Source organism: Microbulbifer maximicatervae (SeqCode), assembly GCF_052468295.1.
The window spans coordinates 4,762,890-4,780,217 of record NZ_CP174340.1 but is presented as its reverse complement, the minus strand read 5'-3'; the positions used below and the strand labels follow the sequence as shown (position 1 = coordinate 4,780,217).

17 protein-coding genes and 1 riboswitch are annotated in these 17,328 nt (G+C 47.4%); of the genes, 7 read left to right on the top strand and 10 right to left on the bottom strand.

The genetic code is table 11. The annotated features are described in order from the left end of the window. Positions 1 to 2: 2 nt before the first annotated feature. From moaD to ACJJIQ_RS21165, 7 genes are all read right to left on the bottom strand, one after another. On the bottom strand, positions 3 to 248 hold the full coding sequence (gene moaD / locus ACJJIQ_RS21195; RefSeq protein ID WP_444895498.1) for a molybdopterin converting factor subunit 1: 246 nt from the start codon (positions 246 to 248) through the stop codon (positions 3 to 5). A 21-nt stretch (positions 249 to 269) separates the two neighbouring features. Then, entirely contained in the window at positions 270 to 761 is a 492-nt protein-coding gene (gene moaC / locus ACJJIQ_RS21190) for a cyclic pyranopterin monophosphate synthase MoaC (RefSeq protein ID WP_444911912.1), read from the bottom strand. Between the two features lie 3 nt (positions 762 to 764). Further along, positions 765 to 1,307, bottom strand: a complete 543-nt coding sequence (moaB, locus tag ACJJIQ_RS21185) for a molybdenum cofactor biosynthesis protein B (RefSeq protein WP_108731355.1) — start codon at positions 1,305 to 1,307, stop codon at positions 765 to 767. 2 nt (positions 1,308 to 1,309) lie between these two features. Continuing rightward, on the bottom strand, positions 1,310 to 1,909 hold the full coding sequence (gene mobA / locus ACJJIQ_RS21180) for a molybdenum cofactor guanylyltransferase (protein WP_445362966.1): 600 nt from the start codon (positions 1,907 to 1,909) through the stop codon (positions 1,310 to 1,312). 4 nt (positions 1,910 to 1,913) lie between these two features. Further along, complete coding sequence (moaA, locus tag ACJJIQ_RS21175; protein ID WP_413664021.1) at positions 1,914 to 2,891, bottom strand: GTP 3',8-cyclase MoaA; 978 nt, start codon at positions 2,889 to 2,891, stop codon at positions 1,914 to 1,916. Then, positions 2,880 to 3,030, bottom strand: a riboswitch (molybdenum cofactor riboswitch). (Overlaps the previous gene by 12 nt.) A gap of 195 nt (positions 3,031 to 3,225) precedes the next feature. Then, complete coding sequence (locus ACJJIQ_RS21170) at positions 3,226 to 4,434, bottom strand: alginate export family protein (RefSeq protein ID WP_445362965.1); 1,209 nt, start codon at positions 4,432 to 4,434, stop codon at positions 3,226 to 3,228. A gap of 143 nt (positions 4,435 to 4,577) precedes the next feature. Beyond that, complete coding sequence (locus ACJJIQ_RS21165) at positions 4,578 to 5,888, bottom strand: MFS transporter (protein ID WP_413664019.1); 1,311 nt, start codon at positions 5,886 to 5,888, stop codon at positions 4,578 to 4,580. 403 nt (positions 5,889 to 6,291) lie between these two features. Here ACJJIQ_RS21165 and ACJJIQ_RS21160 point away from each other — a divergent pair, with 403 nt between their 5' ends. The 5 genes from ACJJIQ_RS21160 (at position 6,292) to ACJJIQ_RS21140 (ending at position 13,165) form a co-directional block, all read left to right on the top strand. Beyond that, positions 6,292 to 7,767: a NarK family nitrate/nitrite MFS transporter gene (locus tag ACJJIQ_RS21160; RefSeq protein ID WP_444926413.1), complete on the top strand. Its 1,476-nt coding sequence runs from the start codon at positions 6,292 to 6,294 to the stop codon at positions 7,765 to 7,767. Positions 7,768 to 7,868: 101 nt separating this feature from the next. Beyond that, a complete protein-coding gene (locus ACJJIQ_RS21155) occupies positions 7,869 to 9,641 on the top strand; it encodes a bifunctional protein-serine/threonine kinase/phosphatase (RefSeq protein WP_445362964.1) in 1,773 nt (590 codons plus the stop codon). A 444-nt stretch (positions 9,642 to 10,085) separates the two neighbouring features. Then, the gene (locus tag ACJJIQ_RS21150; RefSeq protein ID WP_445362963.1) at positions 10,086 to 11,540 is read left to right on the top strand and encodes a caspase family protein; all 1,455 of its coding nucleotides are present in this window, start codon (positions 10,086 to 10,088) and stop codon (positions 11,538 to 11,540) included. Between the two features lie 84 nt (positions 11,541 to 11,624). Continuing rightward, a complete protein-coding gene (locus tag ACJJIQ_RS21145; protein ID WP_445362962.1) occupies positions 11,625 to 12,362 on the top strand; it encodes a DUF4393 domain-containing protein in 738 nt (245 codons plus the stop codon). Between the two features lie 95 nt (positions 12,363 to 12,457). Next, positions 12,458 to 13,165, top strand: a complete 708-nt coding sequence (locus ACJJIQ_RS21140) for a hypothetical protein (protein ID WP_445362961.1) — start codon at positions 12,458 to 12,460, stop codon at positions 13,163 to 13,165. Between the two features lie 102 nt (positions 13,166 to 13,267). On the opposite strand, the gene csrA is transcribed toward ACJJIQ_RS21140, so the two are convergent. Then, positions 13,268 to 13,456, bottom strand: a complete 189-nt coding sequence (gene csrA / locus ACJJIQ_RS21135) for a carbon storage regulator CsrA (RefSeq protein ID WP_445362960.1) — start codon at positions 13,454 to 13,456, stop codon at positions 13,268 to 13,270. A 731-nt stretch (positions 13,457 to 14,187) separates the two neighbouring features. On the opposite strand from csrA, the gene ACJJIQ_RS21130 reads away from it, so the two are divergent. Together ACJJIQ_RS21130 and ACJJIQ_RS21125 are read left to right on the top strand one after the other, a co-directional pair. Then, positions 14,188 to 15,030 carry a hypothetical protein gene (locus tag ACJJIQ_RS21130; protein ID WP_445362959.1) on the top strand — a complete coding sequence of 281 codons (843 nt, stop codon included), beginning with the start codon at positions 14,188 to 14,190 and terminating at the stop codon, positions 15,028 to 15,030. Positions 15,031 to 15,156: 126 nt separating this feature from the next. Further along, positions 15,157 to 15,615 (top strand): hypothetical protein, encoded by a 459-nt coding sequence (locus tag ACJJIQ_RS21125; protein ID WP_445362958.1) that lies wholly within the window; start codon positions 15,157 to 15,159, stop codon positions 15,613 to 15,615. A gap of 215 nt (positions 15,616 to 15,830) precedes the next feature. Here ACJJIQ_RS21125 and ACJJIQ_RS21120 read toward each other — a convergent pair whose 3' ends face one another. Then, the gene (locus tag ACJJIQ_RS21120; protein WP_444915026.1) at positions 15,831 to 16,406 is read right to left on the bottom strand and encodes a hypothetical protein; all 576 of its coding nucleotides are present in this window, start codon (positions 16,404 to 16,406) and stop codon (positions 15,831 to 15,833) included. Next, complete coding sequence (locus ACJJIQ_RS21115) at positions 16,403 to 17,119, bottom strand: AHH domain-containing protein (RefSeq protein ID WP_445362957.1); 717 nt, start codon at positions 17,117 to 17,119, stop codon at positions 16,403 to 16,405. The genes ACJJIQ_RS21120 and ACJJIQ_RS21115 overlap by 4 nt, the downstream gene beginning before the upstream one ends. Between the last annotated feature and the right edge of the window lie 209 nt (positions 17,120 to 17,328).

The window sequence follows — 17,328 nt, the reverse complement described above, 5'->3', positions numbered from 1 at the left end:
CACTAACCGCCGGTAACCGGCGGGAAAAATGCAACTTCATCCCCAGCCTTCACCTGGGCTCCGGTTTCTGCCAGCTCCTGGTTCAGGGCCATACGGACATCGTCTCTTTGCAGATGTGAGCTCCAATCCGGGTGCTGTTCACATAGGGTATTGCGCAACTCGCTGAGACTGCCGGAAAAGTCCTCCAGGGTAGTCTCGCCCATGCCCAATTGCTGGCGCAGACGCGCGAAAAACAGAACCTTTACCATCGCTTTACACCTCTGAAATTTTTACGCCTTGTCCGCAGCATCGCCGCGCCAGTGGCCGCGCTTACCGCCGGTTTTTTGCAGCAGGCGGGTCGGGCCGATTTCCATCGCCGGGTCCACGGCTTTACACATATCGTAAATAGTCAGAGCCGCTACCGAAGCTGCGGTTAACGCTTCCATCTCTACTCCGGTGCGCCCGGCCAAGCGGCAGAAAGCAGTGATATGCACATTATGCTTTTCCGGCTGTAATTCGAAATCCACCGCTACTTTGGTCAATGCCAGTGGATGGCACAGGGGAATTAAATCCGATGTTTTCTTGGCGGCCTGGATGCCGGCGATACGAGCTACAGAGAGCACGTCGCCTTTTTTGTGCGCCCCTTGGCTCAGCAGTGCAAAAGCCTCTGCACTCATACAGATGCTGCTCTCGGCCAGGGCACTGCGGTCAGTGATGTCCTTCTCGGTAACATCCACCATGCTGGCTTCGCCGCGCTGGTTTAAATGGGTTAATTGGCTCACAAATTACCCCCGGCTCTCACAGGGCGCGCTGGCAAAGCGCACATGGGGGATAAAGTTACAGGGCTTGTGGCGGGCATCCAGCTGCTCCAGCAATATGCCTTCCCAAGCAGTGCGACATGCTCCGGTGGAACCGGGCATACAACATATCAGTGTGCGATTAGCCAGGCCGGCGAGCGCGCGGGACTGCACGGTGGAGCTGCCGATATCCCCCAGGGAAATATGGCGGAACAGCTCGCCAAAGCCGTCGACGGTTTTATCGAACAACGGGCTCAGGGCCTCCGGCGTGGAGTCGCGATCGGTAAAACCAGTACCGCCGGTCACCAATACCACCTGCACTTTCGGATCGGCAATCCAGGCGGAGACCACCGCGCGCATCTGGTAAACATCGTCCGGGGTAATGCGCTTATCTGCGAGCTGATGGCCGGCAGTTTTGAGGGCTTCCACCAGATACTGGCCAGAGGTATCAGTCTGCTCGTTGCGGGTATCGGATACGGTAAGTACCGCGATATTGAGCGGTACAAATTCTTTGCTTGCGTGTGCGGACATAATCAGTGGTCTCTCAAAAAACTGTTTTCTGGAGTTTTATCCGGCGTACTCAAGCCGAGATAATCTGCCGGCGTATTGATATTGCGATGCCAATCGCCAGCACTTTTTATGGGTATGGATTTGGCCCCCAGGTGACGCAGCAGCGCGCCGACAGAATTGCGCGCACTGCCTTCGACGGCACGGCGCAAATAATCCAGGCAGTCGCCATTTAAAGGCAGCCACAGGGGAAAAAAGAAGTTTTTAAAATAACAGGGCCGGCCACTTGCCTGCCCCTCCGCCAATAACTCTGCGAGGTGCTCCCGCCCGAGCAGGGGCATATCTACCGGGATCACCAGGGCTGCATCGGCACCGGTTGCCAGGGCTACCGAATAAAGGCCGCCCAGTGGACCCCGCTCTGGCACCAGGTCTTCAATCGCTCCGGGGCGGGCGCCGCTGGTGACGACTTTTTCCAGCGGAAGCTCACTCAGCAATGCCTCAGCATGCTGCAAGAAATTGCCCTGCTGGGGGTGGGCCAGCAGGGCCTTGTCTCGGCCCATCCGACTGGAGCGGCCGCCGGCCAGCACCACGCCGATTGTCGATTTACTAACAATAGCCCTGGCCATAACCCTAGCCCCCCAGCATCGCCAGGTTGCGGGTGGCGCCGGTAAAACCTTCGTGCAGCTGGTGGCCTGCGGTCTTATCCACAATCAACTCGCGGATATGAGCTGCCAGCGCCTCGCTATCGCCATCGGCGATGATTTCGCGCATATCAAAGCCCTGGTCGGCGAACAGGCACAGGTGCAACTTGCCCTGGGCCGATACCCGCAGGCGATTGCAGCTTGCACAGAAGTCTTTGCCGTAAGGGGTAATCAGGCCGATACGACCGGCGTAATCCGGGTGGAAATACTCCCGCGCCGGACCAGCATCGCGGGTGCGGATAACCTGCTCCCAGCCTTCCCGCAGCAGCAGGGTTTCTATATCGCCACCGGAGACATGGTTGCTGGCGAAGAACTCGCGGTTATCGCCGGTGCGCATCAATTCAATAAAACGCAGGGTCACCGGAGTCTCGCGAACCCAGGCGAGGAAGTTATCCAGCTCGGCCAGGTTGTACTGACGCATCAGCACTGCATTGACCTTGGTATCGATACCCAAGGCCAGGGCGCGATCCAGGCCTGCTAAGGCTTTATCCAGGCGATTGTGGCCGGTGATATGGTGGAATTGAGCCGGGTCGAGGCTGTCGATACTGACATTCACCTGATCCAAGCCCGCACGGTGCCAGTCGTCAATCTGACTGGGCAGGCGGTAACCGTTGGTGGTGATGGCTAAGCGCCGAATCTTATCGCTAGCGCGCACAGCTTCGAGCAGCGGCACCAGGTCTTTGCGCAGGGAGGGCTCTCCGCCAGTAAGGCGTACCTTTTCCGTACCCAGTGAAGCGAAAGCGCGCACCAATGTGCCCACCTCAGCGACTGAGAGAGGGTTTTCCCCTTCCAGGGAACGCCCGCAACCGATGCCCTCAGGCAGGCAATAGTTGCAGCGGTAGTTGCAGATGTCCGTCACGGACAGGCGCAGGTAGTAAAACCTACGGCCAAAATTGTCTTGTAACATTAAACGCCTTTCCAATGTCGGGAGGCCGCGCAGTTTCCCGCTAGACCCTGGTGGCCGGTACGGCCACGGTCCCGGCACCTTGCAACGTCAATAAAAAACGGCGCTGTTTAGGTAGCGGGACTCGGTGTTTAAACTGATGTCAGTGTATCAAGCTGGTTAATTTATGCTTGGGGCAAAGGTGGTACTCCCTTGGCGCTCGAATTGATGTCCCTCTAGGGACATCAAAATGTGGAGCTTCAGTCGATTATAATTTATAGATCAGAAAATCAGGTTCAAGGTGCGGGGAAAACCCCGGCCGAAGCCGGGGGCCTCGCTAAGGAGTTCTTTCAACCGCTTAGAAATTAGCGGTTACCATGATCCAAAGCTTGTCGGTGTCAGTGCTGTACTCATCAGCACGATAAGTTGCGTACTTAACGAGTGCAGAAATGTCGTCGGTAATTTTGTGCCCGTAGCTCAGGTTCCATTCGTCACCATAACTAACGGAGCCCTCGGCCGCTTCAAAATTGTGATAGGTCAAACCCAGCTTGCCGCCGGCCACTTTCATGGAACCGCCAACATACAGATCTTCGACACCATCAGCAGGGGTTCCCAGGAATTTATCAGTGAAGCCCTGGAATTTATGCAAGGTTGCCAGCGGGGTTTTAAAACCAACGTCATTGTCGGAACCCAAAACTTCATAACCGAGTTTTGCCGCAACTGGACCCAAATCAGCGCCAAGCTCTGCCAGGTAATAATTGGCACTATAGTCATACTGGTTGTCACCAATATCTGACTGGTGCGCATAACTCAGGTTGGCTTTTACCGGACCAAATTTACCTTTGTAATCTACCCCATAAGTGCGGCTGGCATTATCGGTGAGATCTTCCAGGTCCAGATTGTAAACAAAAGCGCTGATTTTATGGTTTTCAGCTACTGGATAAATTGCGTGTAGCAGTTGGATATCGCCGCCCATATCGGAACCAGCACTGTCTTCACCGAAAATACGGTTAACGTTGTAGACGTAGCTATAATCCAACTGGAAGCTATCAGCACTGCCGTACTGATAACGAACACCATCGTAGGTCTGCTCGTTTTGTCTCCAGCCAACACCGCCGACAAATCGCTGCCCGTCCAGGTTAATGCGCTGGCGACCGGCGGTAATTATGGAATTTCCACCACTGTAGCGAATATAGGCCTGGTTAATTTCAGTTCCTTCCGGATCAGCCACTACCGGGTATTCGCCTTCACCATTAACGGTGGAGTTGTAGCTGTCATTGCCAACTGCCGTAACATCATCCATTTCCAGGAAACTGGTAAAGCCACGGTAGCTGCCACTGCGCCAGTTGAGGCGGGTTCTTAAAGTGGATGCAACTGCTTCATCATCAATACCATCCTGATCAACAGCCTCTACGCGGTAACGCAGATTCAATCCGACTTCACCGGATTTCAACGCATCCACCAGAGTGGCATTTTCACTTTCCTGCGCAGCGGCCTGCAATGCGACAGTGCTGCATGCCCCCAACAGTAAGGCACCGAGAATTTTTGGGAATTTGGAAACGGTCATGACGCTTTTCCTTTGCAACAACGGAGTGAACAGTGACAAATTACAATTTTTCAGACTCGACTGAAACCATAGATTTTTTCCTGCTTAATTAATCTTTACTCCCTAGCCTTTACTCAGGCGTAATCCCTTATTGGTAGTGGGCACTACCTATCCGGCAAAGCCTCGGTCTCGCTGGTTTCCTCAAGCAGGAAATTATTTTGCTGTGCGTACTGTAAACGTTGCATATAATTTTCTCTTTGAATCGCCAAATACATAACCAACATACAAATAGCGAGCACACCGTAGAGCAGCATAAAGGCCGCACTGTGGATACCTACTAAGTCCTGAGCGATACCAAAAAGAACAGGCAGGGTAAAACCACCGAGGGCACCAATAGTGGCTACGGTACCGCCAACACTCCCCATATGCGCGGGGAAATTATCGTGCAGCGCTTTGTAAACAGACGCGCGGCCAAATCCCTGGGCGATACCGATAACCAGTAGCAGTAAAGTGAACAGCTCAATACCCACTTCAATATTTAAATGCACATCCCGTTCCACCCCGTGAATTGTCATGCTGGTGGGCGGGTAACTGAGGAAGAAAAGACAGACCAGGCAGGTCCAGAAAACACTCCAATTGACGGTGCGCGCACCGTAGCGATCGGCAAACCAACCCCCTAAAGCGCGCAGTGAACTGGAAAGGGCCACAAACAGCAGGGTGAGTGCCATTGCTACTGGTGTGCTGACTTGGTACACCGACAGATAGTAATTCGGCAACCATAATAAAAGCGCGAGAAAACTGCCAAAAACAAAGTAATAGTAGAGCCCATAACGCCAAACCCGGATTTGCGTTAACGGCTTTAAATGACTGCGCAGATCCGGTTTTCCCCGGCTGCGCATATAGCGGGTTTCCTCTGGTGCAAAAAATTCGAATAAAACCATCATCAGGATAATCCCGGCTCCATAAGCCGGCCCTATCCACTCGCGCCCAAACCAATTTTGAATGGCTGGAGCCAATGCCAGGGTAATTGCAGCTCCGGCATTTCCTGCACCAAAAATGCCCATCGCAGTACCCTGCCGCCCTCTTTCGAACCACGGGCTGATATAGCGAATCCCCAAAACAAAAGACACCCCGGAAATACCCAACCACAGCCCCGCCAGCAAATGGGCCCCGTAGCTATCGATAAAGGGCAACAAAAATAGCACCGGCAGCAACAGCAGCATCTGCAATAAAATCAGCTTTTTCGCAGAAAAATATTCCACCAGTAATCCCACCGGAAAACGCAACAGCGCCCCGCTCAAAATCGGCGCAGCCAGTAGAACCCCGTATTCAGTTGCAGACAGATCCAACTGCCCACGAATCTCTACCCCCAATACCGCGTAGAGCGTCCAAACAGAAAAGTTAGCGGCGAACATGGCCGAGGCAAATATCAGCGCGCGCCCGGCGAGTTGCTGTGTATATTGCACGGCAGGCATCTCCAAAATATTGGCTGTCGAAAATTAATTACCACCCCGGTTATGCACCGCATTGAGCCCCCGCCCTAGAAAAGTGATCACAGAAATACAGCTGGGGCGATAAATCTACAGAGGCAAGCTATTGGCAAGATGCACAAAAAATCGGCTAGCGACAATTACTCCCAAAAACCCTTTTTAATCATTATCAATTTCCGCCAACTACCCCCACAGGGGTAGAAACGCACTAAAAACCGCCCCTACCCACTCCGAGCTACTAACCCCAAGGGGTTACTCCCTTCCATATACAAATCGATTTCCCTTCCACTTACCCCTTTTGCGCACTTTCCCTCTGGCGCTGCTCAAATACTATCGGTCATGACCCTATCCACCTCTAAAAATTTCTGAGAAGCCGGAGAAAATAGTCATGAGTCAATCCAGCGGCCTCAATTTATTTAATTGGGGCGATCCCAAAATAAAGACGCTGCACGTTACTTGGTTTGCGTTTTTCCTGACTTTCGTGGTGTGGTTCTCCCACGCTCCGCTGATGGTCTTTATCAAGGAAGCGTTCGACCTCACCAGCCAGCAAGTAAAAGCCCTGTTAATCCTCAATGTGGCACTCACCATCCCCGCCCGTATCATTATCGGTATGCTGGTGGATAAATTGGGGCCGCGCCTGGTGTACAGCGGGCTGCTGATGACCTCATCTTTAATCTGTTTGGGCTTCGCCACCGCAGACAGTTATGAATCCCTGGCCCTGTTCCGCTTCCTGCTGGGATTTGTGGGTGCCGGCTTTGTAATTGGTATCCGCATGGTGGGTGAATGGTTCCCGGCCAAACAAGTCGGCTTGGCAGAAGGTGTTTACGGCGGCTGGGGGAACTTTGGTTCTGCTGCCGGTGCCATGACCCTGCCCACCATCGCCCTGCTGTTCGGCGGTGAAGACGGCTGGCGCTATGCCCTGGGCCTCACCGGCATCATCGCCGGCCTCTACGGCATCATCTACTACCGCGTTGCCCGCAACACTCCGAAAGGTTCCACTTACTTCAAACCGAAAAAGAGCGGCGGCCTGGAAGTGACCAGCAAGCGGGATTTCTACTTCTACCTGCTGATGAATGTGCCCATGTACCTGGCACTCGCAGCGCTGGCTTACAAACTGTCTCCCAGTGGCGTAGCCCTGCTGAGCCAAAATGCCACCTACGTGATGTGGGGACTGCTGGTAGCACTGTTTGCCTTCCAGACCCGCATGATCTGGAATGTAAACAAAGACCACCTGCGCGAAGGTGTGCCCGAGCTGGAGAAATACAATTTCAAGCAGGTAGCCATCCTCGACCTGGCCTACTTCGTCACCTTCGGCTCAGAGCTGGCCGTGGTTTCTATGCTGCCCCTGTTCTTCCTGGAAACCTTTGAAGGATTGAGCCCGGTGAAGGCCGGCCTGCTCGCCTCTGGCTTCGCCTTTATGAACCTGGTGGCTCGCCCAACCGGTGGATACTTCTCTGACAAACTGGGGCGCCGCCGCAGCCTGATGTTCCTGATCGGCGGCCTGGCAGTGGGTTACTTTGTACTGAGCCAGATCAACGGCGGCTGGTGGATTCCCGCTGCGGTAGTTGCCACCATGTGCTGCTCTTTCTTCGTGCAGGCCGGTGAGGGTGCCGTATTCGCCGTCGTACCCCTGGTGAAGCGTCGCATGACCGGGCAGATCGCCGGTATGGCCGGAGCCTACGGCAACGTGGGTGCGGTTACTTTCCTTACCGCCCTGTCCTACGTCAGCTACAGCCAGTTCTTCCTGATTATCTGCGGCGCAGCAGCGGTGATCTTCTTCGCCTGCCTGTTCCTGGAAGAGCCCAAAGGCAATATCGCCGAAGTGCTACCGGATGGCACGGTGCAGCTGATCAGCGTGGAGTGATCGGAAAGCTATTATCCAGCAACAAACGCAAAGGAGGGCCAATGGCCCTTCTTTGTTTTTCGCCGTTGGTCTGAGGGGACGAAAAGAGATAGGAGAAAGCTGTGAGCGAAACCAATTCCGGGGTGCAAACAGAAACCGAGGCAAACCCCGAAGCCCAGACACCGCGATTGAGCCACGGCCTCTGCACTAGTGCCGGCATCAAACCGCAGAACGAAGACGCGGCAATCTATCACTGGCCAGCCAGCCCGCACTTACAGGAATACCTGGGTGCAGTAGCCGCGCTGGCAGATGGTGTCAGCTCCGCCGAAGCTGGTGCCCAAGCCAGCCACACCGCCACCGAGCAGTTTGTGCGGGACTATTACAAGGTGCCGGATACCTGGTCTGTCGCCCACGCCGGACAGAAAATCCTCGCCTCCATTAACAGCAAGCTATACCGCAAGAGCCATGACTTTCCCCAACAGGAAAAGGGCTTCCTCTGCACCTTCTCTGCCCTGATTTTTAAATCCCGCACTGCCCACTATTTCCATATTGGCGACAGCCGTATCTATCACCTGCGCGGTGACAACCTTAAATGCCTCACCCGAGACCACAACATCACCCTGGCCCACCGCCAGCAGATGCTATCCCGCGCGCTGGGAATGGATACCGGCCTGCAAGTGGATTACGGCCAGCTCAGCCTGGCTAAGGACGATGTACTGCTGATTACCAGCGACGGCGTGCACGACTTTATCAAACAGGATCTGCTACGCGAGCTGCTGGCAGATACCCAAATAAGCGAACAGGAAACAGCGGAAACCCTGGTGCGCCTCGCCGAGGAAAACGGCAGTGACGATAACCTCTCCGCATTAGTGGTAAAGGTAAAAGCATTGCCACAAACCACCCTGGACGACTACAGCCGCCAGCTTACCCGCCTACCCTTCCCTCCGGAGTTGGAACCGGGCATGGTATTGGATGGTTACCAGGTGGAACGGGAGCTGTTCTCCTCCCAGCGCAGCCAGCTGTACTTGGTGCGCGACAGTGCCACCGGGGAAATCCTGGTAATGAAAACCCCCTCGGTAAATTACGAGGACGATATCCACTATATCGACCGTTTTATTCAGGAGGAGTGGATAGGCCTGCGTATTCGCAGCCCCCAGGTAGTGCGCCTACACCGGCAGACCCGGCCGCGCACCGCGCTCTATTACCTGATGGAGTATGTGCAGGGCAGCACCCTGGAGCAGTGGATCACCAACAACCGCTTTCCCAAACCGGCGGAGGCGTTTCGTATCCTTAAGGAAATTGCCACCGGGCTACAGGCCTTCCACGATCAGGAAACCATTCACCAGGATTTACGCCCGGCCAATATCATGATTGACGGCGACGGGCGGGTAAAAATTATCGACTTCGGTTCAGTGTATGTAGCCGGCAGTGCCGAGATTTTCCGCCCCCTGGAACACCCGGAAGCGCTAGGCACCGCCAGCTATTCCGACCCCCATTATATCCTTGGGCACAACAGCGGTATTCGCGGCGATATCTACGCCCTCGCCACCATTGCCTATGAGATGTTTACCGGAGAACTGCCCTACGGCGAGGAGATCGAAAACAGCCGCTCCCACGCCGACTTCGAACGCCTGCGCTACCGCACAGCCAGCCAGTTTAATCCGGTAGTCCCCATCTGGTTCGACCGCGCCCTGGAACGCGGATGCAGTATCGACCTGGAACAGCGCTACTCCACGCTAACAGAGTTTATGCGCGATCTCGCCAACCCAAACCCCGATTACCTAAGGGAAGATCCTACCGAGAAAGGGGATGCGTCTTTGTTTTGGAAGATTCTTTGTGGGATTTGGGTGGCTACTTTGTTGGCGGTGGCGGCGTTGTTTTCGTCTAGTGGTTGAGGCAAGTCTAACGGTACGATAGTACACGTTCAAAAATGAAATGACTCAGGATACCCAAAAAGCGTACTACAGCTGGAGGCAATTTTAGGTTGATATCATCTATCATGTTTTAGTTTGTAATCTCTGCAGACCGCAAAGAATTTGATAAGCTTTTATATCGTGCATGCTAAGGATCAAATGTAACCTCCCATATCTATTGCAACAGATTAAATTCTTCATTTATTCTTAATATCTCAAATCATTAACCAAGATAATTAAACTAAGATTTATTCCATCTGACCTATATACACTAGAGTATTTTTTCACCAATACTGATTTATGTTTTTCTATTCAGCATGCCTTATCATTCTTTGGACATATCCAAAAAAGATATAATGCAGTATATTTTTCCAAATACGCTGTTACGAATCTGAGCCAGAATCTTTAACCTAGGAAGTAATTAAAATGAATTTAGGAATTGTAGTTGGTGTTAGTGACTATATGAATGCATCCAAACTACCAGGATGTGAAGCAGACGCCAGAGCAGTAAAAAAATTATGCGGCCTGACAAACAAATGCAATGATATTTTGTACATTACAGAAAACACAGAAAGCCAAAACGTTAAATCAAAAATCGCTGCATTTATAAAAAAGTATGAAGATGAAGAAGTTGAGGAAGTAATATTCTATTTTAGCGGTCACGGATTATTTACAGATAATGAATTCTTTTATGTGTTAACGGATTATTCAGAAAATAGAATTAGACAAACATCATTAGAAAATAGTGAACTTGACAATCTTTTAAGGAGCCTGAATGCAGAAGTCACCGTAAAAATTGTTGATGCGTGCCAATCCGGAACAAGGTATGTCAAAGATCCTGATGTTTTCAGAAAATATCTTCAAGATTCAGAAAGCGGCTTTAAAAAGTGTTATTTTTTCTACTCATCTCAGAATAATCAGTATTCATATCAAACCTCCGAGATAAGTGATTTCACTCACAGCTTTTTAAATGCATTTATTGATCGTCCAGAGCAAGAGGTTAGATACAAAGATGTTATGGACTCATTAGCGGATGAATTTTCAGGAAACAATAAACAAACACCCTTTTTTGTAATGCAAGGTAATTACACTGAAATTTTTAGCTATATTAGCCAAGAGGTTGCCAATGAACTCATTAAAACAACTAAAATCAATAATTACTCTGAAGATATAAAAGATACACAAAAAACGTTGGTGCAACTAGTTGAGGAAGAAGCTAATCTTTATTGCGAGAAAGATGAAGCAATTTCTTGCGTAGAAAAAATAGAGAAGGTTGTACAAAGTTATAGCTTTAATACTGATATAGACGATCTATTTGAAATAATTATATCTAAAGAAGTTGATGCCCAATTCCCTGTACCAACTGAACATATTGGAAAATCGCTAGAAAACAACACTATTGATTATATGGCTAAGATCAATAAAGAAAGCCGAGTTCGTAAAGTTCCTAAAACCGGAAGACTTGCAGGCCTAATAGCTGCAGGTGCACTTTTAAATTCACAAGAGGTACCTATGGAAGATGAATACTATCAAGTAGCTATTGGAGCCGAGTCTACCGTAGAGCTACCGTTTAAATTTTTAACGGTTAGATTTAAAGCAAAGTACCCTAATGTGAATGATACAGGCTGTATTATTTCCCCTTTCGTATCACAAACAAAGATTAATTTATTTTCAGCTTTCTATACATATAGAAATCGCGAGTGGGATGTAAAAACAATAAACCAAAAATCAGTAAAATGGATTGATTTTGAAGAATTCATTAAGAAGCCTGAAGAGTTGAAAGATAGCATTGAAGTATTACTTGAGGAATTTTCTTCTTTTTCAATTAGACCAATAAAAAAATCATTTAATCTATTAGAAGTTGCACAGGAAGATGAGTAATAGCAAAAGTGGAGAACCTGAGAATTATTTTCACATTGATTCCTACCCGCATAGCACGATCAAATACCAAATGAATTTTAGATTATGAATGACGAAATAAAAAAAATAATTACTGACATTATAGACAGTAAAACAGCTAGCAAAATTTATGATGATGGACTAAAAAATTCAGTATCTGAAACAGGAAATGTCTTAAATGATACTATTAAAACATTGAGATTGTTTTCTGCGCCGTTACAACTAGCAGCAGCTTATCAAGACAGGCTATCTGTATGGATTGATCGAACCATTAGAAAGGTACCGGAGGAAAATAGAATACAAGCAGCACCAGGCATAGCTGGACCAATATTTGATGAGCTTAGATATTTAGAAGATGGAAACATAATATCAGAAATGTATCTAAGCCTATTAGCAAAAGCTATTGATAAAGAAAATATTAATTTAGCTCACCCTGCATTCGTGAAAATAATTGGCCATCTTTCTCCAGATGAAGCCCTGATTCTTCACCATCTGAGGAAGAAACCGTATGAAGAGCACTACCATTCTGTTTATGACAGAGAAAGTAACAGGTTTCATGGCAAAGAAATTATCTATCAAGAATTTCCTACTGATGAGCTAATTTATCCAAGCAATTTTTATGTTTACACATCTCATCTTATGTCATTAGATTTGGTTAAATTTCCAGTTTATAAACAGGAACCGACATTTGAGGATACGGAGCAAAAGCTTCAAAATGGTGAAACTGGCTATGCTTACCTTCACCTAACGGATTTTGGGCACATGTTTGTTCATGCCTGTGAACATTCAGTAAATTCTGGATGAACTCTATATTATAAGGTGCCCCAGCGCAGCTCTGATGCTTTACCTAGCCAGCAAATTGCAAATCATCACACTTTTTATATAAAAAGACTTTAATTATGATTAAGATAGATAAAGACTTAGTTGATCCAGTTGTTGAACCTAGTTCTGAAAAAGCACATCGGATTACCAGAGCAGCCGTCTCTGGAATACCGGTTCTTGGAGGCGCTATGGTAGAAGCTTTCAATGCGCTTATAGAACCACCAATGGCACGTCGAAGAAGCATATGGATGGCTCAGGTCACGGAAGCTATTAACGACCTTTACGAGAAGGGAATTATTACAGAAGAAAACCTTCAAACAAATGAACAATTCTTTACTACTTTAGTACAAGCAAGCAATGCAGCTATGAGAAATCACCAAGAGGAAAAGATAAGTGCTTATAGAAATATAGTACTTAACTCAGCTTTGCCTGGAGCGCCAAGTGATACTCTGCAGCAGCTATTTCTTAATCTTATAGATTCTTGCACTTTATTGCATATCGTACTACTTAAGCTATTTCAAGGGCCACAGGAGTGGGCTGCGGCCAATAGCCATCAATTTCCTAATTGGACTATGGGGAGCATTTCACATGTAATTGAGAATGCTTATCCTCAGCTAAAAAATCAGAAAGCCATATATGAACTTGTTTGGAGTGAGCTTTATCGTAGTGGATTATTTAATACAGAGGGCTTAAACACTACTATGAGCGAAAATGATATGTTTGGAAAACGTACTACAGCGTTAGGCGATCAGTTTATAAGTTTTATCTCAAGTCCAAATCTTTGATATCATACTTAGTAACAAGTAAAGACACCGGAAGTAAAAACCGGTGCTTCACTGCGGTTTTGTCGTAGATGCTTTAAGCCTTCTATATCTGCAATCAATTTTTCAATAATTTCGACCTCCCAAAACTCGTTCCTTTTGCAAACGTATAAATATTTCTTCACGGTGAACAGGTAAAGATTTGGGAGCACGTATTCCTATCTTCACCTGATTGCCCTTAACTTCCAATACAGTGATTGAAACATTGGTTCCAATCCTTAAGTTTTCACCAGTCCGGCGCTTTAAGATCAACATATTTATTTCCTACTGATAGTCAAACCATGGGTAAACCTTCTCTGGTAGAAGGCTGAGAAAGTAACGTTGTGAGGAAATACGGGGTGGTGCGCGGGAACGGTAGGCATAGAAGAAGAAAAGGCAGGCACAACGCCTCTGGAGCTTTGGGAGTCGCTCCAAGCCGCTGAATGTACTCCACTTTATTGAAGACGAGCGGGTTTCTAGCGTATGATCCATATAGCCACTTTGATAGTGATGTTATCAATTTGGTTAGCTGGCCCCTGGTGTTGCTGCACCTTGGGTCAGCGCCTTTTACTTACTGTTACGTCACGCTACCGTTCTCCTGTGAGAAGATGGTTCTTTAGAAAACTCTTAGATGTCTTGATTCTCTCGAATCCCTTTGGTCCTTGGTCATCGGCCTACAAAAGGCCACCCTATTCCGGCCAAAATACCAATAAATATCAATCGATTTTACGCAGCTTTGACACTAAAACAAACTGAATAAAATCCAATAAGATCATTTTTGTGCCTATATTTTTAATGGCGATGCCCGTTCTATTAAGTGCTTCAGGCCTGAATATCCAGTACGTAAGTCCCTTTCTACTCATAAGTAGTTTTTCCAACCCGGACGATCCTATCGATAGATAGTTTTTTTCTGGATAGATAATTTTCCGATTTTTGGAATTAGTGGACCAAATGATATGATGCGATTTCTTTTGAGCATTCTGATTTACCTTCGGTAGGGTGTAAAAGTGTATAAGTACTTCGGGTTATTAGCGTTAATATTTGTATCTGCCTGCGCTACAAATATACCGGTAGAAAAGTTAAGTGGTTTAGTAGCAAGAACACACCTTGATCATGAATACTGGAGCGTCTCACTGCCAGGCAAGTGGAGCTATGAGGATAGTGAGGGTATGATCATCGCCACATCTCCAGAAGGTCAATATGCGCTCTATATCACGGTTTATACCGCCTCAGAATCTGCATCCAGCATAGCCTGGGGCAACGAGGAGATTAAGCATCTTAAGTCTGGAAAATATTCAAGGCCGGGGTATCTTTTTGACTTTCAAAAAGAGCAGAGTTATGAAAAAAACGGCAATGCTTATTACGAGCTTGATGGTATAGACCTAAAGAATGAAATGAGGCTATATAGCAAAGGAGTACATCTGGGCAGTAAATTCTACACGGTATCATTTCATGATTACTATTATACCGACTCACTAGAATCAAACAGTATATTGGAATTGATTCTGAACTTGTTTGAGACAAAAGAAGATGAAATTAAGTGGGAAGGTATAGAAAGCCTAGTCCAAGACAGTACAGCAAGTATAAGTTTTCAGCACAGCAACATTAACTGGCCTCAAATTTCCACCTGGTTGAAAGTAACTTTTGATGATCCCGACCAAAATGGGTTTTATGGCCAAATAAACGAGCTATGGATTAACTGTGAAAAAGATACTGGAACGGTAGTTACTACACGCTACTACGATAATCCAGTGTTTGGCATAAGCGACTGGAAAAAGTTAAGGCACCCCAACAGACCTGTTCAGCCTGAATTAGTATACGAAATATGCAATTCATACAAAAAGGTTTAAACCAAACGCATACAAGACTTATAAATGGGGCGCTTCACTACCCAATCTCCCTTTCTGTAACAAGCTTCAACTGAATTGGTTGTAGGGTAAGCATGATCCTCTCGAATCGACCATAGAAGTAATTAAATGAAGAAAATCATCCCGATATCTGAACAGCAAGCAAAAGCAAGGTTAGCAGAACTTCAGGAAGCAAAGATATCTCATGCCTGGATAGGGCATGGAAGTGCGATCTTTTTAGAATTGGGAGAGCTCACACCACCGAAACGAGGGAATAACCCTTCCGGTGAACAAACAATAATGATCGAATGGTCATGGAGACTAGAAGACAAGCAATCAATAGTACTGGGGAGTTGGAGTGATCAGACTGAAATTAACCAGCTTCCAGCATTATTAGTCGGGAGAAAGATAGAAACGATTAAACTCTTTGGCCGAATACCCGAGTTAGAAATATCCTTGAGCAAAGACCTTTGGTTACTGACATTTATGACAGATAAGAAGTATCCTGAGTGGTCAATTAGGTTTATAAATGGGCAATGGCTGGATTATGATAATGGTTCGTTTAACATTGAAATCACAAAAACTTAATAAAAGTATGAAGCCAAATTTTAGCTCCAAAAACTAGTATTTACTAACACTTATTTAGCACTCTTCTATTCTAATAGAAACACCTTCAGGATAAAGCGTTAATTATAAGACTTCCCAAATTTAGGAGACTCCCTGTAACCAAAGATATTGTGGGGCTTCTTATTAGCCCCACTAGGTTATATTGCTATAAAAGAGCAACGTCGTTTTAACCCAAGTTAGAATGCTGCTACGAGATTCTCCGAGAAGTTCAACCCTTTCAGCTCAGCCTCTTCTACAAGAGACTTGAAGCGGTCTCCACAATAGAGATTCGCACAGCGGTCAAATCGAGTCTTGAAAATTAAATTTGAAGCAACATCTTCATCGGTGAAGCCGATGTTTTTAATTCCCATCCAAAGATCATCTTGAATATCAGCCTCACTTACGGACTTGTCAGCGGAAACCGCATTCAAGCAGTTAAAGATTACATAGGGCTCACCATCCAGGGTAATAGGCAGGAACTCCCCGTACGGCGCAAGCTCTTTAGAAAGCACCGAGTGGGCTTTGGATGAGAGCACCAAGTGTGCTCCATTCCAAGTAGTGATATCAGGTTTAACGCTCTGATCTAAACCTTCTACCTGGATAAAAGCCCCTCCATGATCCTCCCAAATATCCTTGATAGACTTATTGTCCCAAGGATAATTCTTAAAGGCTTTCATACCGCCCATTCGTTTACCCACGGTGAACATTAGCTTCTTGAGGTCAATACTGAGATTCAAAAAGTCTTCGTGGTTAAAACTGATCCTATAAGTCATTGCCCATTCCAATTCTTATCAGAAGGCGCTGTCACCTTCTCCGGTTGAGTACCACTCTTCAGGTGTGTACGAATAATGGTCAACTTAGCGCGTATTTCAGATTCACTATTAAGGTTATTGATTTGGCCGTAAACCCAACGTTCATAATTGTGCGTGTGGATCTTACTATGAGGAGTTGCTTTAGGCATTGCCCAATGACCGTTCTGCTCGCTTGAGCGCGGCATCCACACACCGTTATCAGGATCATTTATCCTAACATCGTGCATGAAAAGTGTCAGTCGGACATCGGCGGTAGCAGGTAGCTTGCCTTTCCCTTCAACAATATGGTGAGCTGTGTACTCTTTACTAGGCTTGGCCCTACCAACTAGACGTAGGTTTGTTTCAAGAACTTCAGTAGGGTGGTGCCTCTCCTGCTCATAGGCTTCTATACGCTCTTCATCGTCCTCTATACCCCGAAACTCATCTCGGTACTGCTGAAGCTGGCTCTGAACCGAAACCATTGACATGATGGTTCGGCGTTCATGCTTTAATTGTTCCATTTCCACCTTGAGACCTGCCAAGCGCTCCTTCCGCTGCTCTTCGGTTTCACCCGCCACTTTCAGCTTACGATAGTGATAGTTCTTACAACGATTCTCATATTGTTGAATGCAAAGGTCTAGTGGGGAGAGCTCCCAAACATGGGGAGTCACACGTCTACCGTGGTCGTATTCCATCAGTCTTCTCGGTAAGGTGGTTTTAACTATGGCTAAATTGTCGATGGACACGACAAGTGAGTCCAGGGACTTAATAGCTTAGTAAGCTCGATATGAGACCCAATTATCAAAAATATCATTATTAGAATAATGTGAAACTAGAAGTATCAGATATGTATAGAATTCGGTGAAAAAATCAGGCTGATTCTTGCACGCTTGTACCGCATAGA